Raw genomic sequence first — 20,253 nt, forward strand, 5'->3', positions numbered from 1 at the left:
TGTTGACTTGCCCTGGATGTACGCGACACGCCGACGCTGCCGTACGTTTAGGGCAAGTCAACACGCGGGAGTGGAACGAACGGGACCGGGACGAACGGGGCCCTGACCGGGACGGACGGGGCCCTGACCGGGACGGGAGGAGGAGCGCGCGATGTGCACTGTGGTCATCGACGTGCCGGATGCGTCGGCAGGGGGCGACGGCGCGGTGCGCGTGCTCGCGGTGCGCGACGAGGACCCGGAGCGGCCCTGGCATCCGCTCGGGGAGTGGTGGCCGCAGCTGCCGGGCGTCGTCGGCGTGCACGACATCCGCGCGGGCGGCGCCTGGCTCGCTGCGGACCCCTCGCATGCTCGCCTCGCGATCCTGCTCAACCGCGCCGACACCGTCGATCTGCCCGAAGACCAGCTGGTCTCGCGCGGCACGCTGCCGCTCGCCTCCGTCACGGGGCACGCGCTGGATGCCGCGCCCCGCACCCACGGCTTCAACCTCGTCGAGGTGGTCGGCACCTCGGTACGGGTGCATGCGTGGGACGGCCGCGCCCTGGTCACCACGGACCTCGCGCCCGGCGTGCACATGCTCGCCCACGACGGCATCGACGACCCCGCCACCGCCCGCATCGCCCACTGGCTGCCCGACTACCGCGCCGCCCGGCCGTCGCCCGGGGCGGACCCGACCTGGCCGGATGCCTGGGTCGCGCTGCTCTCCCGCAGCGCCGAACTCGGCCCCGACGACGACCGCGCCATCATCCGCGACAACCGCGGGCACGGGTATCCGACCGAGTCCCTGCTGTACTGCACCGCGACCGTCACGGATGCCGCCGCCGACGTCGCGTTCGTCGCCCTGCCGTCCCCGGCGCACTGGCTCACGGCCCCCGGCACCGACGTCCCGGCCTGAAACCGCTCTCATCGGCGGGTCACAGGATCGCGATAGGATGAGAGCTCGCGCGCCGGCGACTCCGCCGGCGTCCCGGTGATCCAGCGTCGGCTCGTCCGATGCACCACACCCGCCCGGACGGCCCCCACCGGCTCGTCCCACGAGGACCGCTTCGCTCCACGACGTCTCCGCAAGGTCCTTCACGCATGTCATCCACCGCTGTCCAGACAGCATCCGCCGAACCCGCGTCCCCGAACCCGGCATCCGCCGAACCGGCAGCCCCGGCCAACCCGCGCTCCCGCGTCATCCTGGCGAGCCTCGTCGGTACCACCATCGAGTTCTACGACTTCTACGCCTACGCCACCGCGGCCGTGCTCGTCTTCCCCGCGCTGTTCTTCCCGACCGGCAACGACACCACCGCGCTGCTGGCCTCCTTCGGCGTGTTCGGCGCCGCGATGGTCGCCCGTCCGATCGGCGCGATCGTGTTCGGTCACTTCGGCGACCGGTTCGGACGCAAGGCGACCCTGGTGGCATCCCTGCTCACCATGGGCATCGCGACGTTCCTCATCGGATGCCTCCCCACCTTCCAGACGATCAGCTGGTGGGCGGCGCTGCTGCTTCTCGTGCTGCGTCTCGCCCAGGGCTTCGCGCTCGGCGGCGAGTGGTCGGGGGCCGCGCTCGTCGCGACCGAGAACGCCCCGGCCGGCAAGCGCGCCTGGTACGGCACGTTCCCGCAGCTGGGCGCGCCTCTCGGTTTCATCATCGCGAACACGATCTTCCTCGTGATCAACCTCGCGCTGCCCCACGCCGACGGCGGCGCCCAGCGCTCCGCCGAGTTCCTGTCGTGGGGCTGGCGCGTGCCGTTCTGGTTCTCGGCCGTCATGGTGGTGATCGGTCTGTGGGTGCGGCTGCGCCTGGTCGAGTCGGCCACGTTCGAGAAGGCCGAGAAGCAGGGCGCGATCCGCCGGTTCCCGCTGGGGGTCGTCGTCCGCCACCACTGGAAGCACCTGATCCTCGGCACGTTCATCATGCTGGCGACCTACGTGCTGTTCTACCTCATGACGCAGTTCACGCTGTCGTACGGCACCAAGCCCGCGTCCCTGGAGGTCGCGACGGCGACGGCGAAGGCCGCAGCGGACGCCGCCGGCAAGACCTTCGACCCGTCGGTCTTCGCCGCCCAGTTCTACCCGGGCCTCGGGTTCGGATACATCGACTTCGTGGTCATGCAGATCATCGGCGTGGTGTTCTTCGGCGTGTTCACCCTGCTTTCGGGGCCGATCGCGGATGCCGTCGGGCGTCGCAGACTGCTCATCTGGGTGACCGTGCTCATCATCGTGTTCGGACTCGCGTTCGCCGTGTTCCTGCTGCCGCAGGCGGACCCGAAGCTCACGGGTGCACTCGTGCAGGCCTTTCTCGTGTTCGGCTTCGTGCTGATGGGGTCGACTTTCGGTCCGATGGGGGCCCTCCTGCCGGAGCTGTTCCCGACGAATGTGCGCTACTCCGGTTCGGCGATCTCGTACAACCTGTCGTCGATCCTGGGTGCCGCCCTCGCGCCCATCGTGGCGGTGTGGCTGTGGTCGCTCACCGGGGACGGCAATCCGTGGCTCGTCGGCGTGTACCTGTCCGCGATGGGCGTGCTGACCCTCATCGCCCTGCTGCTGTCGAAGGAGACCAAGGACATCGACTACATCGACAACCTCGGCGACTGACGGGCGGCCGCAGCGCGGCCTCCCGGACGCGAACGAGCCCCGGAACCGATCGGTTCCGGGGCTCGAGCGCGTGTGTCAGCCGATCTCGGCGCGGGCGGCGAGCACCTCGGCGCGCCCGCGCGGCACCACGACCACGGGCACGGGGGAGTGGCGCACCACCTTCGCCGCGTGCGAGCCGATGAACACCCGGGCGAGGGGACCGAGGCTCGACGAGCCGACGACCAGCACGTCGTTCGCCTCCCATTCCACGTCGTCCATGGCCGCGCTCCACGACTCCCCGGTGCCGACGACCGCGTCGGTGGAGACCGGGGTGTGCGGCAGCTCGGCGACTTCGCGCAGCAGTTCCGCGGCATCCTCACGCATCCGGCGGGCCCACTCCTCGCGGATCGGGTCCTCGGCGTTGGCGCCGACACCGGCGGTCATCGGCGCGGGGGGAAGCACCGCGAAGGATGCGAGCCGCAGCGATCCGTCGCCTGCCGCCGCGATGCCGGCGGCCGCGATGACGAGGTCGGCGGACGACTCCGAGCCGCTGTATCCCGCGGTGATCCGCGTGATGCGGGCGCCCTTCCCGACGCGATACCCGCGCGGCGCGATCGCGACCGGCACGGGCGATGCGTGCAGCAGGGCGTCCGCCTCGGATCCGACGCTGACCCGGCCGATCTGGCCCGCCGTCGACGAGCCGAGCACGATGATCCGCGCGTCGTGCTGGTCGACGAGCTCCAGGATGCCGCGCCGCGCCGAGGACGCCTCGTGCACCACGAAGGTCGCCTTCACGTCGCCGGCGAGCATCGCGGCGGCATGGTCGAGCACGACGTTCGCCGAGGCATCCGCGTACTCCAGCCACTCCGTGTCGACCGGTCGGGCACTCGGCGGCCAGCTGCGCGGGGTGACGGCGGCGATCACGAGGTCCATGCCCAGAGACCGCGCCAGCAGCTCGCCGTACTGGACGACGGCGGCCGAGCGGTGCCCCGGGCTGACCCCGACGAGCACCGTCACAGGTCATCCCCCGGCTGGCGGACGTTCGAGGTGAACGGCACGTCGACCTGCTCGCCCACGATGTGGCCGGTCTGCAGCACGGAGCGCTTGCGCCCGTAGAAGAAGTAGAAGACCAGGAACACGAACGTCCAGATGAGGAACACCCAGATCGTGACCGCCTGCAGCTGCGTGATGATCGCGATGCAGCCGCAGATGGACAGGATCGGGATCACCCAGCCGAACGGCAGCTTGAAGCCGCGCTCCAGGTTGGGCTCGCGCACGCGCAGGATGATGACGCCGATCGACACCACGAGGAACGCCACGAGGGTGCCGATCGAGGTCATCTCGGCGAGGAAGTTGATCGGGATGACGGCGGCGAGGATGCTGGTCACGATCATGACGATCACCGTGTTGCGCACCGGCGTCATCGTGCGCGGGTTGACCCGTTCGAAGACCGCGGGGATCATGCCGTCGCGTGACATCGCGAAAAGGATGCGGGTCTGCCCGTAGAGGCAGACGAGCGTCACCGAGAAGATCGAGATGATCGCCCCGATCGCGATGATCGTGCCCGGCCAGGTCGAATGGAGGATGTTCTGCAGGATCACGGCGAGGCCGGCATCCTGCCCCTTGAACTTCGCGGGAGCCTGCGCGCCCAGCGCCGAGACGCTGGTGAGCACGTAGAGCGTGATGATGATCAGCAGGGCGAAGATGATCGCCAGAGGCAGGTTGCGCTTCGGGTTCTTCGCCTCCTCACCGGCCGTGGAGACGGCATCGAGCCCGACGAACGAGAAGAAGATGATGCCCGTTCCGCCGATGACGCCGCTGAGCCCGGCCGGCGCGAAGTTGTGGAAGTGGTCGGCGTTCCAGCCGGTGAAGGCGACCGCGCAGAAGAACAGCACCACGCAGATCTTGATCACGACCATGATGCTGTTCACGGTCGTCGACTCGCTCGCGCCGCGGATCAGCAGCAGCGAGCACAGCACGATGACGATGACGGCGGGCACGTTGATGATGCCGCCCTCCTCGGGCGCCTGCGCCCACTGCACGGGGATCTCCCAGCCGAAGAGGTTCTGCAGCAGCAGGTTGACGTACTGCGACCAGCCGACCGCGACTGCGGCCGTCGAGACGCCGTACTCGAGCAGCAGACACGCGCCGACGCCCATCGCCGTCGCCTCGCCCAGCGTGGCGTAGGCGTACGAGTACGTGGACCCGGCGACCGGCACGGCGCCCGCCATCTCGGCGTAGCACAGCGCGGTGAGCCCCGCGACGATGCCGCCGATGACGAACGAGAAGATGACCGCGGGACCGGCCGCCGGGACGGCCTCGGAGAGGATGAAGAAGATACCGGTGCCGAGGGTGCCGCCGACACCGATCATGGTCAGCGAGAAGAGTCCGATCGACCGCTTGAGATGGGCCTCGTTCGCGGCAGGTGGAGTGGTGGGCTTGCGTCGCAGCAACTGCTGCCCGAGTGTCGTCATGCTGGGCTCCATGGGGGATTGGGGCCGATCCGCCTCGATCGGCGCCCCCAAGTCTGACGCCCAGCCCAGCCCGGCGCAAGGTTGACAACCGCGCGTTACGCGTTGCCTGGTGGGCAAATTGTCATTCGGCGGCGCCCGGGACGATGACGACCGGCACCGGCGCGTTGCGCAGGATCTTCGAGGCGCTCGACCCGAGGAAGACGCGGGACATGGGATGCGTCGCCGACGAGCCGACCGCGAGGATGTCGCCGTCCTGCCAGTCGAGCGCATCGATCGCGGCGCGCCAGTCCGCGCCCTCGACGAGACGCATCTCGAGGTTCTCGGCCGTGAACCCCATGGCGAGCAGGCGCGCCTCCGCCTCGCTCTGCGAGGCCGCCGCCTGGGCCGTCCACAACCCGATCACCTGGGTCTCGGCGTGCGCCATGCGCGCGGTCACCGGGCGCCGGCGCGGCGCCACCACGAACGTCACGACGCGCAGCCGCGCCGACGTCCGCCGGCAGATCTCGGCGACCCCGGTCAGCAGCGACCGGCTCGCATCGTCGTCGCGGAATCCGACGGTGACGCGGGTCACCGGGGCATCCGTCCGGTAGCCGCGCGGTGCGATGGCGACCGGGATGCCCGACGAGTGCACGATGCGGTCGGTCTTCGAGCTCAGCCGGATCCTGCCGGGCTCGGCCTCCTCGCTGGAGCCGACGACGAGCATCGCGGCATCCGACCTCGTGGCCTCGTCGAGCAGGGTCTGCGGAACGGAGCGACCGCCCACCCACTCGGCGGTGCCGCTGACGGCGGGATGCTCCGCGAGCTCCTCGCGCGCCTGCCCGACGGCGGCCTCGCCTTCGGCGGCGGCCCAGGACTCGAACTCCCGGTCCGTCCCCGCCGCGGCCGGAGTGCCCCAGCCCTTCGGCACCACGCTCACGATGCGGATCGGCTGCTGCTCGGAGCGCGCCAGCTGAGCGGCGAGCTCCACGGCGCTGCGGTCCTCGTTGCGCGGGCCGTACCCGACCAGGTACGTCACCGCTCCTCCAGCTCGGTGCGGACGGACGTGGGAGTCGCCTCCTCCAATTCGGGGTGGATGGGCTCGGAGATCTCCTCGTCCGACGTGTAGTGATTGAGCGTGGCGTGCCGGCGGCCGTAGGCCAGGTAGAAGAGGAACACGATCGCGAGCCAGCACGTGCAGATGATCCAGGTGATCGGCTGCAGGCTGGTGAGCACGTACGCGCACACGATGACCGTGAGGATCGGCACCACCGGGTAGAACGGCACCTTGAACGGGCGCTCGAGGTCGCGGTGCTTGCGGCGCATGACCATGAGCGAGATGGCGACGAGGCTGAAGGCGACCAGGGTGCCGAACGACACGCTGTCCCACAGGTAGGCGTCGTTGACGAACCCGGCGACCACGGCGACCAGCACCGACACGACGACGGTGTTGAACACCGGGGTGCCGTGCTTCGGGCTCACCTGCAGGAACTTCTTCGACACCATGCCGTCGCGCGAGATCGAGAACAGGATGCGTGTCTGGCCGTACAGCGTGACGAGGGTGACGGAGAAGACCGAGATCACGGCGCCCGCCGACAGCACGGTCGCCCAGATCGGAGCGTGGGTCACCAGCTCCATGACCTTCGCGAGACCTGCCTCGCCGGCCTGCTTGGTGCCCCACCAGGCGACGGGCTCGGAGGCGATGCCGGCCAGGCACACCAGGATGTACGTGCCGGTCACGATGAGAAGCGCCCCGATGAGTGCGCGCGGGATCGCCTTCTGCGGGTTCTTCACCTCTTCGCCTGCCGTCGCGACCGCGTCCAGTCCGATGAACGAGAAGAAGATGGTGCCCGCCGCGCCGCCGATGCCGGATGCCTGGTGGAAGAAGTTCGAGAAGTGGTCCGCGTTGAAGGCGGAGAACCCGATGATGATGAACAGCACCAGCACGCCCAGCTTGATGCACACCATGACGGCGTTGACGGTCGCCGACTCGGAGGCGCCGCGGATCAGCAGCAGCATGCACAGACCCACGAGCACGATGGCGGGGAGGTTGACGATCCCGCCCGTCGCCGCGCCGTCGGGTCCCGGCATGAACGACGTGGAGAGCGCGGTCGGCAGCTGCCAGCCGAAGAGATGGCCGAGCAGTTCGTTGAAGTATCCGCTCCACCCGACCGCGACGGCGGAGACGGCCAGACCGTACTCGAGCAGCACGCATCCGCCGACGAGGATCGCGGCACCCTCGCCGAGGGCGTGGTAGGTGAAGGAGTAGGTCGACCCGCTCACCGGGATCGACGCGGACAGCTCCGCGTAGCACAGCGCCGACAAGCCGGCCGCGATGCCGGCGATGATGAACGAGATGATCACCGCGGGCCCGGCCACCGGGATGGCCGTGCTCAGCACGAAGAAGATGCCGGTGCCGATCGTGGCGCCGACGCCGAACATCATGAGCTGGAAGGTCCCGAGCTTGCGCGGCAGCTCTTCACCCGTATGGAACTTGTGCTGGAAGACGATCGGCTTGCGGCGCAGCAGCTGCTGCCCGAGTGCGGCCATGGGGACTCTCCCTGGGGTCGGGCCGGTCATCGGCGACCGGCGTCCCTCCAGGCTCCCCTGAGCGAGGGTCCGGAATCAGCCGATCGCGACGATTGCTGTCTGGGATCTCAGATTTACGGAATGGGTGCGCGATCCGACCGGCGCGTCGTCACACCTCGCGGGCGAAGAGGTCCTCCCAGGTCTCGCGCCGGATGACCGCGCGGGCCGCGCCGTCCGCGGCGAAGACCACCGGCGGGCGGCGGTAGCCGTTGTAGTTGTTCGCCATGGTGTGCGTGTAGGCGCCTGTGTTGGGCACCGCCAGCAGGTCGCCGACGCGGGGCGCGGGCAGCCGCACCGGATCGATGAGCACGTCGCCGGACTCGCAGTGCCGGCCGACGATCACGGCATCCTCGGCGGCATCCTCATCCATCCGGGTCGCGAGGCATCCCTCGTAGCGCTGCTCGAACATCGCCACCTCGAGGTTGTCGCCCATGCCCCCGTCGATCGCGACGAAGTTGCGGGCGTCCCGCTTGATCGTCGTGACCGTGTACAGGGTCATCGCGGAGCCGTTGACCATGCTGCGGCCCGGCTCGATGATCAGCTCCGCGCTCGCCGGCAGGTGCTCGCGCGCGGCGCCGATGAGCGCGTCGAGGTACTCCGCGACGGAGGCGGGGTGCTCGTCGTACGTGTACCGAGCGCCGAGCCCGCCGCCGAGGTCGTACACCGGGAACTCGCCGAGCTCGGCGAGCGGCGCGACGGCGGCGGCGAGCTCCGCGGGGTCCATGATCTGCGACCCGACGTGCGCATGCACGCCGCGCATCGTGACCTTGGGGCTCGCCTCGATGCGGGCGATGAGCTGGGTCGCGGCGGCCGCCGTGAGCCCGAACTTGGAGCCGATCTGCCCCGTCTGCACGTGCGCATGGGTGGACGACTCGATGCCGGGCACGAGCCGCACCAGCACGTTCTGCGTGCGGCCGTCGGGCACCACCTGCTCGAGCCGGTCGACGTCGTTCTCGTTGTCGACCACGACCAGGCCGAGGCCGGCGTCGACGGCGAGCTGCAGCTCCTCGGTGGTCTTCGCGTTGCCGTGCATCACGAGGAGCGCCGGGTCGATGCCGGCGCGCAGGGCGCTCAGGATCTCGCCGCCGCCCGCGACATCCAGCCCCAGGCCCTCCTCGACCATGACGCGCTGCACGGCGGTGGCGGGGAACGCCTTCGAGGCGAACACGGCACGGGCGTTCGGCCAGCGCGCGGCGAGTTCGTCGCGGTACTCGCGTGCCCGGGCGCGCAGTGCGGACTCGTCGACCACGATCGCGGGGGTGCCGAATTCGCGGGCGAGGTCGTCGACGCGGCATCCCGCGAACCGCAGCGTGCCGTCGGGGTCCACGGTGGTGCCGGCCGGGAAGAGTTCGAGGATGCTGTGCGCCATGCGCCCGATCCTAGGGTCCGTGGTCGGTCAACCGCCGGGCAGATGCTGGGCAACCCCAGGGCAGCGGCCGCGGCCCGCCCGCGGCCCGTGCCCGAGCCCTTGCCGGAGCCCAGCCCGTGCCGGAGCCCGCGGGCCTGTGTGTGTTCAAGGGTCACGTTCTGCGGGTGCGGGCAGCAGTTCGTGACCCTTGAACCGATGCGCGGCACTGGGATCGCCGCGCCCCTTTGCTTCAAGGGTCACGATCTGCTGGCGGGGTCCGCACATCGTGACCCTTGAACCGACGGGCGGCATCCTCAGCAGCCGAGGCGCGGCATCCGTGCGATGCGTCCGCGACATCAGCCTGCGTTCGGGCGCCAGCCCGCCCGGCGCAGCGCGGCGCGGACGAGGGTGCGTGCCGGGATGCCGCCGCCGTACAGGTGCTCGGAGGTGAGGCGCACCATCGCCCACCCCGCGGCGGCATAGGCGCGCTGCTTCTCGATGTCGCGGTTCCACTGATCCTTCGAGGTGCGGTGGTGGTCGCCCTCGTACTCGACGGCCACGCGGAACTCCGGATACGCGATCTCAGTGATGCCGAGGAGGCGCCCCGCGTCATCCCGCACCTCGAAGTCGAGCGCGGGCGTCGGCAGGACGCCGTCGTCGAGGTCGAGGCGCAGGTGGGTCTCCGGCCGGGAGGATGCCCCCGGGCGGATCAGCGGCAGGGCCTCGCGCAGCTTGTCGATGCCGACGCGGCGCCCGGCGTCGATCGCCGCCTGCAGCTGTTCGATCGTCCCGAGAGCGGATGCCGGGTCGCCTGGGAGGCCACCGTGCAGTCGCGGCACCCGGACGATCGCATCGCCGACGGCGACCAGGTCGCGCATGCTCAGCATCGAGGCGAGCTGCGCCCAGGTGGATGCCGGACACGCGACGCTGACCCCGTCGAGATCGCGGAGCAGCGCCAGCTCGGGCAGGAGTTTGTGGCCTCGCACACCGCTGCCGCGCGGCTGGCGGTGCGGCGCGTGGACTCCGATGTGGACGGGTCCGTCCGGCGCGACGGGCACGGGGATCCGCCAGAGCACGGCGGCGGAGATGTGCGTGAAGAAGGAGCCGGGCACCATGCGCGGCACATAGTCGAGCACGCGGCGTCGTGCTTCGGCATCCGTGGTCTCCGCATCGGCGCGCTCGGCGCCGGTGCGCACGCCCCAGAACGGTGAATCCAGGTCGCGGGCCCGCAGCCGGGCGTGGGTCACACCCAGCGCTCGGGCGTGGCCGACACGGAACACGTCGCCGAGTGCAGGCGGGATGTCGCTTCGAGCCGGTGTCATCGCCCCAGCCTGGCGAAGGTGCCGTGCGCGCCGCCATCCGCGATCGCGACCTGTGGATAACATCCGCGGCCAGCCCACCCCCGGTGCTCAAGGGTCACGTTCTGTGGGTGCGGGCAGCAGTTCGTGACCCTTGAACGGAAGGAGGGGCGGCGGCCGCGTATGCCGCGCGACTTCAAGGGTCACGTTCTGCGGGTGCGGGCAGCAGTTCGTGACCCTTGAACGGAAGGAGGGGCGGGGCGGGGTCGAGCCCGGGATGGCCGTGGAGGCACGTCGAGCCCGGGATGGCCATGGAGGCAGCTCGAGGCCGGGATGGCCCTGGGAGTGGGCCGGACCCGGGCGGGATTTGCAGGATGCCACAACGGGCCGGGCGCACACAGGCCGGGGGAATTGTGCGGCTCATCCAACCGGTTCGTGGATCCATTGGAGGAGTCCTACCGTCGAACTCGACTCCCATCCCCGTCGAAAGGTGCCGTCGTGGTCGACGCCGTCCGCATGAAGAAGCCCGCAGCGCACAAGCGCACCCCCGCCGGTGGAGCGCCGACCGCGCCGCACACCGCCGACGAGGCGCAGGCCCGGGCGGCTGCCGCGCACACCGACGAACCGCGCATCCACGTGCCGCAGGTGACCGACCTGCTGCTGGGCACGTGGGCCCAGACCCGTCGCGAGGCGCGCGAGATGATCAAGAACCCGGAGTTCTGGCGCATCGAGGGCCAGCCGATGCCCGAGCACCGCGACCGCGTGCTGAAGCAGATGTCGCTGCTGGTCGAGGCCGGCGGCTCCCGCCGCGCGTTCCCGAAGGAGTTCGGCGGCCTCGAGGACAACGGCGCGAACATCGCCGGGTTCGAGGAGCTCGTGCTCGCCGACCCCAGCCTGCAGATCAAGTCCGGCGTGCAGTGGGGGCTGTTCGGCTCCGCGGTGTACCAGCTCGGCACGCAGAAGCACTGGGACGCCTGGCTGCCGGACGTCATCAGCCTCGAACTGCCGGGCGCGTTCGCGATGACCGAGACCGGGCACGGGTCGGATGTCGCAGCCATCGGCACGACGGCGACCTACGACCCGCAGACCGAGGAGTTCGTCATCCACACCCCGTTCCGCGGAGCCTGGAAGGACTACCTCGGCAACGCGGCGCTGCACGGCAAGGCGGCGACCGTGTTCGCGCAGCTCATCACCGGGGGCGTCAACTACGGCGTGCACTGCTTCTTCGTTCCGATCCGCGACGACGACGGGGCGTTCCTTCCCGGCGTGGGCGGCGAGGACGACGGCTGCAAAGGCGGGCTGAACGGCATCGACAACGGCCGCCTGCACTTCGACCAGGTGCGCGTGCCCCGCTTCAACCTGCTCGACCGCTACGGCCAGGTCGCCGCGGACGGTACGTACACGAGCGACATCCCGAGCCCGGGCCGGCGCTTCTTCACGATGCTCGGCGCCCTGGTGCAGGGCCGCGTGTCGCTCGACGGGGCATCCACGACCGGCACCGCGCTGGCCCTCCACATCGCGATCACCTACGCCAACCAGCGCCGGCAGTTCGACTCCGGGTCGGGCACGCCCGAGGTGATGCTGCTCGACTACGGCAAGCACCAGCGGCGCCTCCTGCCGCGGCTGGCCACCGTCTACGCGCAGGCGTTCGCGCACGACGTGTTCCTGCGCAAGTTCGACGGCGTGTTCTCCGGCCGGGCCGACACCCCGACCGAGCGCGAGGATCTCGAGACCCTGGCCGCGGCCCTGAAGCCGCTGAGCACCTGGAACGCCCTCGACACCATCCAGGAGTGCCGGGAGGCGTGCGGCGGATCCGGCTTCCTCGCCGAGAACCGCCTCGTCGGGCTGCACTCGGACCTGGACGTCTACGTCACGTTCGAGGGTGACAACAACATCCTGCTGCAGCTGGTCGGCAAGCGCCTGCTCAGCGACTACGCCAAGCAGTTCAAGGGCAAGGATGCCGCCACCATCGCGCGCCTCGCGGCCCGGCAGACGGTGGGCGACGTGTTCCACGGAGCGGGCCTGCGCCGCCTCGGGCAGACGGTGAGCGACCTCGGCTCGACCGCCCGCTCCGTCGAGCGGGGCCTCCGCGAGGACCAGCAGCACGACCTGCTCGCCGGCCGTGTGCACCAGATGATCGCCGACATCGCCGGGCGCCTGCGCCCCGCCGCCAAGCTGTCGCCCGCCGACGCCGCTGCCCTCTTCAACGAGAACCAGTCCGAGCTCATCGAGGCGGCGCGTGCGCACGGCGAGCTGCTGCAGTGGGAGGCGTTCACCGACGCGCTGGCGGCGGTGCAGGATGCCGGCACCCGCCAGGTGCTCACCTGGCTGCGGGACCTCTTCGGGCTGAGCCTCGTCGAGAAGCACCTCGCCTGGCACATCATCAGCGGGCGCCTGTCCACCCAGCGGGCCGCCGCGGTGTCGTCGTACATCGACCGGCTGTGCGCGCGCCTGCGGCCGCACGCCCAGGACCTCGTCGACGCGTGGGGCTTCGAGCCGGAGCACGTGCGCGCGCCGATCGCGCTCGGGGCGGAGCAGGCGCGCCAGGACGAAGCCCGCGCGTACTACGACGACCTCGCGGCATCCGGCTCGGCGCCCACTCCCGAGAAGAAGCTCAAGAAGTCCTGATCCGGGGCGCGTCCATGGGGAGGTTTCCCCATGGGTGCGTTTCGCAACCGAGGTTAGACTTTCCGGACTGGGTCCTGCGCCGGGGGGTGCGAGGACGGATCAGGATGCCCCTGGAGGTGCCGACACCCATGCCCGCCTTCCGCCGGCTGCGCACGCGTCCGCGCACGATGATCTCTGCCGGAGTCCTCACCGTCGGTGCCGTGGCGATCGCCGGGGCCGCCTGGGCCTACCAGGGGCGGCCGACCACGCAGGTCGAGCTCAACGACGGCTCCGTCTGGGTCACCAAGCAGGCCGACCTCATGGTCGGGCACTTCAACCACCCGTCCGCACTGCTGGACGGCGGGCTGCGCGCGGCATCCGACAGTTACGACATCGTGCAGGCCGGCCAGCACGTGCTGCTGCACGACGAGAGCAGCGGGACGGTCGGCGTGATCGACCCCGCGACCGTCAAGGTGCGGGCCTCCGCGAAGCTGCCCGGCGCGTCGGACGTGGAGGTGGGCGCCGCGACCGTCGCGATCCTCGACGACGGCGACGGGTCGCTCTGGGTGCTGCCGTCCTCGTCCGTCGGCTCGTTCAAGGCGGCCTCGACGACTCCGCAGGCGAAGCTCGGCCGCGGCGCGGCGGTCGCCGTCGGCACCGACGGCACCGTCTACGCGGTCTCGCCGAAGCGGCGCGAACTCGTCACCGTGCACACCACCGAACAGGGCGTGAGCGATTCGGTGTCCAGGCAGTCCCTGAGCGGCGTCACGCCGAGTTCGACGGTGTCGGTCACCGCCGTCGGCGACGAGCCGGTGGTGCTCGACTCGGCGCACAGCTCGGTGGTGCTGCCGGGCGGCCGCACCGTGCAGGTCGACGGGGCGGATGCCGGAGCCGCCCTGCAGCAGCCGGGCGCCGCGAACGACGGCGTGCTGCTGGAGACGCCGGACGCCCTGGTGAAGGTCCGGCTCGACGACGGCCGGATCAGCCGCACGGCGGCCGGCGGCACCGGCGAGCCCGCGCAGCCGGTGTACTCGCAGGGCTGCGCGTACGCGGTGTGGAGCTCGTCCGCCCAGTTCGTGCGCGACTGCGTCGGCACGAAGGACGACCTGCGCGCGCAGGTGCCGCAGGCGAGCAGCTCGGCGCAGCTGCGGTTCCGCGTGAACCGCGACGTCGTCGTGCTCAACGACGTGCAGGACGGCGGGGTGTGGCTCACCGGCAGCAGTCTGAACAAGGTCGACAACTGGAGCGACCTCACGCCGCCGACGAGCAAGACCAAGCAGGTCGACTCGAACCAGACCACACCGCAGACGACGCTGCCCAAGCGCACCGCGCAGAACCACAAGCCGGATGCCGAGGACGACGAGTTCGGCGTGCGACCGGGCCGCACCACGGTGCTGCCGGTGCTCGACAACGACAGCGACCCGGACGGCGACGTGCTCACCGTGACGGTCAAGAGCCCCCCGAAGAGCGGCAGCGTCGTGCCGATCGACAACGGCGGCGCGTTCCAGATCGCGATGCCGGCGGCGGCATCCGGCACCGACACCTTCACCTACACCGCCTGCGACGGTCGCGGCGGCTGCGACGACGCCACCGTCAAGCTGACCGTGCGCCCGTACAGCGCGGCGAACCGGGGACCCGTGCAGAAGCGCGTGACGACGGTGCAGGTGGAGTCCGGGGCATCCGTCTCGTACAACGTGCTGCCGGACTGGATCGACCCGGACGGCGACGACATCTACCTCGCCGCCGCCGAGGCGCTGCCCGGCGACCAGGTGGACTTCACCCCGGACGGGCGGCTCACCTACCGCTCGATCAGCGGCCTCACCGGCAAGCACGACATCAAGGTCACGGTCTCGGACGGCGACAAGGCGACCACCGGAATCCTGCGGCTCGACATCCGCCCGCACGGCTCGACCGATCCGGTCGCGAACGCCGACCACGTCGTGGTGCCCGCGGGCCAGACCATCACGGTGCACCCGCTCGAGAACGACATCTCCACCGGCAGCGACCCGCTGCGGCTCACCCGCGTGGCGGATGCCGCGGGCGCGGACGTCGTGCCGGACTACTCCAACAGCACCTTCACGTTCCAGTCGGCCTCGGCCGGCACCTACTACGTGCAGTACGAGATCGCCTCGTCGGGTCGCCCGGCCGCCGGCATCGTGCGCGTCGACGTGACCGCCGGCCGGCAGTCGGATGCCCCGCCCGTGGCGGTGCGCGACGTGGCTCTGCTGCCGGCCGGCGGCGAGGTGCTCGTCGACGTGCTGGCGAACGACACCGACCCCGCCGGCGGCATCCTCGTCACGCAGGGCGTGAGCGTGCCGCAGGATGCCGCGGCGACGGCCGCGATCGTCAACCACGACGACATCCGCATCACCGACACCGGATCCGGCGGGGTGCAGCAGTCGCAGATCCGGTACACCGTCTCGAACGGCCAGAAGACCGCCGTCGGGATGATCAGCGTCATCCGCGTGCTGCCGCCGCAGAAGCTGCGGGCGCCGGTCGCGAACGATGACACCGCCACGGTGCGGGTCGGCGACGTGGTCACGATCCCCGTGCTGCAGAACGACTACTCGCCGACGGGCTCCAAGCTGCACGTGGCCCCCGACCTCGTCGAGCCGCTGCCGCAGCCGGCCGACGGACAGGCGTTCGTGTCGCAGGACACGGTGCGGTTCAAGGCCGGCGACACGGCCAAGACCGTCCATCTCACCTACACGGCGATCGATGCCGACGGGCAGAGCGACTCCGCCTACATCACCGTGCAGATCGTGCCGATGAACGTCAAGGACGACTCCGCGCCGCGCCCGCAGGATGTCACGGCCCGCACGATCGCGGGCACGGTGCAGCGCATCCCGATCGCCCTCGACGGCATCGACCCCGACGGCGACTCCGTGGAGCTGCTGGGGCTCGCCTCCGCGCCCGCCAAGGGACGCATCGTCGCGGTGGGCCAGGACTACCTCGACTACGAGGCGTTCCCCGACGCCAGCGGCGTGGACGCCTTCCAGTACCGGGTGCAGGACCGCCTCGGCCGCACCGGCACCGCCTACATCCGGGTCGGCATCGCCGCGGCATCCACGATCAACCACGCCCCGTACGCGATCAAGGACGCCGTGACGCTGCGGCCGGGCCGGTCGGTCGCGGTGTCCGCGCTCGCGAACGACTCCGACCCCGACGGCGACACCATCTCGCTCGTGCGCAACGGCCTCACCGTCCCCAAGGTGGCGGGGCTGGATGCCGTCGTCTCCGGCAGCCAGGTGATCGTCACCGCACCGGGTCAGGAGATGACCACGCAGATCCAGTACACCGTGCGCGACAGCCACGGCGCCGAGTCCGTCGGCGTGATCATGGTGAAGGTCGACCGGAACGTGCCGCTGCTCGCCCCCATCGCCCGGGACGACGTCGTGCTCGCCCAGCAGGTCAAGCGCGACGCGCGCACGGTGGACGTCGATGTGCGCGCGAACGACGACGACCCCGACGGCGTGCGCACCGACCTCTCGGTCGCGCTGCCGAACGGCGGCGGCACCGTGCTGCCGGGCGGCAAGGTGCGGGTGGCTCTCGGGGAGCGGTCGCAGCTCGTGCAGTACACCGTCACCGACCCCGACGGACTGCAGGCATCCGCCTTCGTCCACGTGCCCTCCCTGTCGGAGCTCACGCCGGTGCTGTCGACCACGACGCCGGTCACGGTGAAGTCGGGGCAGCAGGTGGTGATCCCGCTGGCCGACCACATCGTCGCGGCGGGCGGACGCAGCGTGCGCGTCACCGAGGCGTCGACGGTGTCGGCGGCCCACTCCGACGGCAGCAGCCTGCTGAAGGATGCGGCCACCCTCGTGTACCGGTCGGCGGCGGGCTACGTCGGACCCGACGCGGTGACGCTGCAGGTCACCGACGGCTCCGGTCCGGACGACCCGAGCGGGCGCAAGGCCACGCTGCAGATCCCGATCACGGTGCTGCCGAACGGCGACCTGCCGCCCACGTTCACCTCTGCCCAGGTGGACGTCGCGCCCGGCGACACCCCCGCGGTGCTGGACCTGAAGCCCCTCACCCACGACCCGGACCCCGGCGACCTCGCCCGCATGCAGTACTCGATCTCCGGTGAGCCGGGTGGCGGCGTCAGCGCCAAGCTGAACGGGTCGCAGCTGCAGGTGAGCGCCGCGCCGGGCGCGCGCAAGGGCACCCAGACGCAGGTGGCCCTGAAGATCACCGACGGCCGCACGGGTCCGGTCGCCGGCACGGTGCAGGTGACCGTGCGCGCATCGACGCGCCCGATGCCGGTCGCGGTCGAGGACGACGTCACGCAGGCGCACCAGGGCGACACGATCACGGTGCCCGTGCTCGACAACGACTTCAATCCCTTCAGTGCGGAGGGCAAGCCCCTGAAGCTGCTCTCGGCGACCGCTCAGAACGACCAGATCAGCGCGAGCGTCAGCGGAGACCAGGTCAAGGTCACCCTCGGCGACCGATACGTGGGACAGGCGACGGTCGGATACCGCATCGAGGACGCCACGCAGGATCCCGACCGGCAGGTCGACGGCAAGATCGTGCTGACCGTGCAGGGCAAGCCGGATGCCCCGGGCACCCCCGCGGTCGACAGCGTGCAGTCGCAGACCGTCGTGCTGCACTGGTCGCCGCCGAACGACAACGGTGCCCGGATCACGTCGTATCTCGTCACCTCCACCAAGGGCGACTACCGCAAGACGTGCGAGGCGACCACGTGCACGCTCGACGGGCTGACCAACAACGTGTCGTACAGCTTCACGGTGCGGGCGGTCAACGCGGTCGGCACCGGCCCGGCCTCGGCGCCGTCGCAGTCCGAGCGCCCGGACGCCTCGCCCGATCAGCCGCAGCCGCCGACCCTGAAGTTCGGCGACTCGTCGCTGCAGGTGTCCTGGCAGACGCCCTCCACCCCCGGGTCGCCGGTGTCGTCCTACAACCTGCAGATCTCGCCGGCGCCGCCGTCGGGCGTCTCGCAGATGACGGGTGTGACCGGCAACTCCACGGTGTGGAAGGGCCTCGAGAACGGCGTCGCGTACCAGGTGCAGGTGCAGGCCGTGAACAAGGCTCCGAAGCCGTCGAGCTGGTCGGACTGGTCGGCGAGCGAGGTGCCCGCGAAGGCGCCGGATGCCCCGGGGGCGCCCACCACGCAGCGCCTGGCCCCGGTCGGTTCGCAGGCGCAGATGCAGGTGTCGTGGAACGCGCCGGCATCCAACGGCGACGCCATCTCGAACTACGACCTCGACGTGCTGCAGGGCTCCACGGTGGTGCGGACGATCCCGGTGCCCGGCTCGCAGACCAGCCAGGCCGTGACGATGGACACCTCGACGACCGACTACACGTTCCGGGTGCGTGCCCAGAACAAGGCGGGCTGGGGTGCGAACTCCCCGACGTCGGCGCCCATCCGCGCGTTCACGGCTCCCGGGGCGCCGGGCACGCCCACCGCGCGGGCCACCGGGGCGAACGGCACGCTCGCCGTCACGTACTCGGCGCCGAGCGACACCAACGGCGCGGACCCGTCGGAGCTGCGCTACCAGTACTCGCTCAACGGCGGCGGCTGGCAGGGCGCGTGGGCGGGCACGTCGAACACCGTCACGGGGCTGACCAACGGCCAGAGCTACACGGTCCGCGTGCGCGCGTACTCGAGCATCGAGGGGGCCAGCTACACGGGTGCGGCCTCCGGCTCGTCGAATGCCGCCGTGCCGTACGGCCCGCCGGGCAGCCCCAACGTGTCGGCGACGGCGAGCGGGACGAGCATCACCTACCGCTGGTCGCCGCCGGCGCCCAACGGGCGCGCCATCGTCGCGGCGCACGTGCAGATCGACGGCAACCAGGTCAGCACCGCGACGAGCGGGACGATCACGCGCGACTACGGGTACAGCGAGACGCACCGGATCCGGGTGCAGGTGCAGGATGCCGCCGGCGACTGGTCGGGCTGGTCCGGCGACTCCGCCACCACGGTGGCCAAGCCGCAGCCGACCGCGCAGGCCGGCAAGGGGGCATCCGGAAGCTGGAGCAACTGCAGCACCGCCACCTGCGCGTACGGCACGGTGACGGTGCACAACTTCCCGGCGGGAACGCACTACGTGACCTGCAACGGAACAGGCCCGTACGGCGGCACCTGGGGCGGGAAGAACTACAACTTCCCGCAGGACGGCACCGTCGACCTCACCTGCTACTACGGCGGCCAGGCGGGCGTGGACCAGTTCTGGGTGACCATCAGCGGGTTCGGCGACAGCAAGAAGGTCACGTGGTACTGACCGCCCATCACACGCAACGCAAGGACGAGAACATGACGATGACACCGGAACAGGCCACCTGGTTCCAGGGCACCTTCGCGCGCCTGGTCGACAACGTCGACCAGGCGCTCATGGGCAAGCGCGACGTCGTGAGCCTGGTGCTCTCGGCGATGCTCGCGGAGGGCCACGTGCTGCTGGAGGATGCCCCGGGCACGGGCAAGACCAGCCTCGCCAAGGCGCTCGCGGCCACCGTGCAGGGCACGTCGAGCCGCATCCAGTTCACCCCCGACCTACTGCCGTCGGACGTCACCGGCGTGACGATCTACGACCAGGCCAACCGCAGCTTCGAGTTCCACCGCGGTCCGATCTTCGCGTCGATCGTGCTGGCCGACGAGATCAACCGCGCGTCGCCGAAGACCCAGTCCGCGCTGCTGGAGGTCATGGAGGAGTCGCGCGTCACCATCGACGGGCATCCGCACGAGGTGGGCCGTCCGTTCCTCGTGATCGCCACGCAGAACCCGATCGAGCAGGCCGGCACGTACAAGCTGCCGGAGGCGCAGCTGGACCGCTTCCTGATCAAGACCTCGATCGGCTACCCCGACCTGGCCGTGGCGGAGCGCATCCTCGCGGGCGCCGCCGACCGCAATCCGTCGGCGCACCTCGCCCCGGTCATCACCACGTCGGCCGTCGCCGACATGGCCGACCTCGCCGCCTCCGTGCACGTCGAGTCCGCCGTGCTGCGCTACACCGCGCAGCTGGCCGAGGCGACGCGCGAGGACACCTCGACGCGCCTCGGCGTCTCGGTGCGCGGCTCCCTGTCGATGATCCGCCTCGCCAAGGTGTGGGCCGCCGCCCAGGGCCGGCACTACGTGATCCCGGACGACGTCAAGGCGCTCGCCGCCCCGACGTGGACCCACCGCCTGGTGCTCGACCCGGAGGCCGAGTTCGCCGGCATCACCGGGGCATCCGTCATCACCCGCGCCCTGCAGACGGTCGCCGCCCCGCAAGCCCGGACCGCCGCCTGATGACCGCCCCCGCGACCGCTCCGCCCGCGCCCTCCCCGGAGGCGACGGGCGCGCACTCGCCGGACCCGCGGGTCGGGTTCGGCGTGCTGCTGCAGTCGCTGGGGGTGCTCGCTGGACGCCGGCTGCGCGCCGCCGCCCGGGTCGTGCGCCCCA

Annotated in this window: 11 protein-coding genes; 5 read left to right on the top strand and 6 right to left on the bottom strand. The window is 70.9% G+C overall.

Going from position 1 to position 20,253, the window contains the following annotated elements:
- The first annotated feature begins 151 nt into the window (after nt 1-151).
- Together VJR25_RS16495 and VJR25_RS16500 are read left to right on the top strand one after the other, a co-directional pair.
- Nucleotides 152-892, top strand: a complete 741-nt coding sequence (locus VJR25_RS16495) for an NRDE family protein (RefSeq protein WP_324117006.1) — start codon at nt 152-154, stop codon at nt 890-892.
- 185 nt (nt 893-1,077) lie between these two features.
- On the top strand, nt 1,078-2,580 hold the full coding sequence (locus tag VJR25_RS16500) for an MFS transporter (protein ID WP_324117008.1): 1,503 nt from the start codon (nt 1,078-1,080) through the stop codon (nt 2,578-2,580).
- 75 nt (nt 2,581-2,655) lie between these two features.
- On the opposite strand, the gene VJR25_RS16505 is transcribed toward VJR25_RS16500, so the two are convergent.
- The 6 genes from VJR25_RS16505 to VJR25_RS16530 form a co-directional block, all read right to left on the bottom strand.
- Entirely contained in the window at nt 2,656-3,576 is a 921-nt protein-coding gene (locus VJR25_RS16505; protein ID WP_324117010.1) for a universal stress protein, read from the bottom strand.
- Nucleotides 3,573-5,033 (bottom strand): amino acid permease, encoded by a 1,461-nt coding sequence (locus VJR25_RS16510; protein ID WP_324117012.1) that lies wholly within the window; start codon nt 5,031-5,033, stop codon nt 3,573-3,575. The genes VJR25_RS16505 and VJR25_RS16510 overlap by 4 nt, the downstream gene beginning before the upstream one ends.
- A 121-nt stretch (nt 5,034-5,154) precedes the next feature.
- Nucleotides 5,155-6,048: a universal stress protein gene (locus VJR25_RS16515; protein WP_324117014.1), complete on the bottom strand. Its 894-nt coding sequence runs from the start codon at nt 6,046-6,048 to the stop codon at nt 5,155-5,157.
- The gene (locus VJR25_RS16520) at nt 6,045-7,559 is read right to left on the bottom strand and encodes an APC family permease (protein ID WP_324117017.1); all 1,515 of its coding nucleotides are present in this window, start codon (nt 7,557-7,559) and stop codon (nt 6,045-6,047) included. Before VJR25_RS16520 ends, VJR25_RS16515 begins: the two co-directional genes overlap by 4 nt.
- A gap of 148 nt (nt 7,560-7,707) precedes the next feature.
- A complete protein-coding gene (gene lysA / locus VJR25_RS16525; RefSeq protein WP_324117018.1) occupies nt 7,708-8,967 on the bottom strand; it encodes a diaminopimelate decarboxylase in 1,260 nt (419 codons plus the stop codon).
- 335 nt (nt 8,968-9,302) lie between these two features.
- Nucleotides 9,303-10,268, bottom strand: coding sequence for a hypothetical protein (locus tag VJR25_RS16530; RefSeq protein WP_324117020.1), 966 nt, complete (start codon nt 10,266-10,268; stop codon nt 9,303-9,305).
- 492 nt (nt 10,269-10,760) lie between these two features.
- On the opposite strand from VJR25_RS16530, the gene VJR25_RS16535 reads away from it, so the two are divergent.
- The 3 genes from VJR25_RS16535 (at nt 10,761) to VJR25_RS16545 (ending at nt 20,100) form a co-directional block, all read left to right on the top strand.
- Nucleotides 10,761-12,872, top strand: a complete 2,112-nt coding sequence (locus tag VJR25_RS16535; RefSeq protein ID WP_324117023.1) for an acyl-CoA dehydrogenase — start codon at nt 10,761-10,763, stop codon at nt 12,870-12,872.
- A gap of 104 nt (nt 12,873-12,976) precedes the next feature.
- The gene (locus VJR25_RS16540; protein WP_324117021.1) at nt 12,977-19,096 is read left to right on the top strand and encodes an Ig-like domain-containing protein; all 6,120 of its coding nucleotides are present in this window, start codon (nt 12,977-12,979) and stop codon (nt 19,094-19,096) included.
- 32 nt (nt 19,097-19,128) lie between these two features.
- Complete coding sequence (locus tag VJR25_RS16545) at nt 19,129-20,100, top strand: MoxR family ATPase (RefSeq protein ID WP_324117022.1); 972 nt, start codon at nt 19,129-19,131, stop codon at nt 20,098-20,100.
- Nucleotides 20,101-20,253 lie beyond the last annotated feature (153 nt).

It is taken from the genome of Microbacterium sp. (assembly GCF_035277845.1).
Taxonomy (GTDB): Bacteria; Actinomycetota; Actinomycetes; order Actinomycetales; family Microbacteriaceae; genus Microbacterium.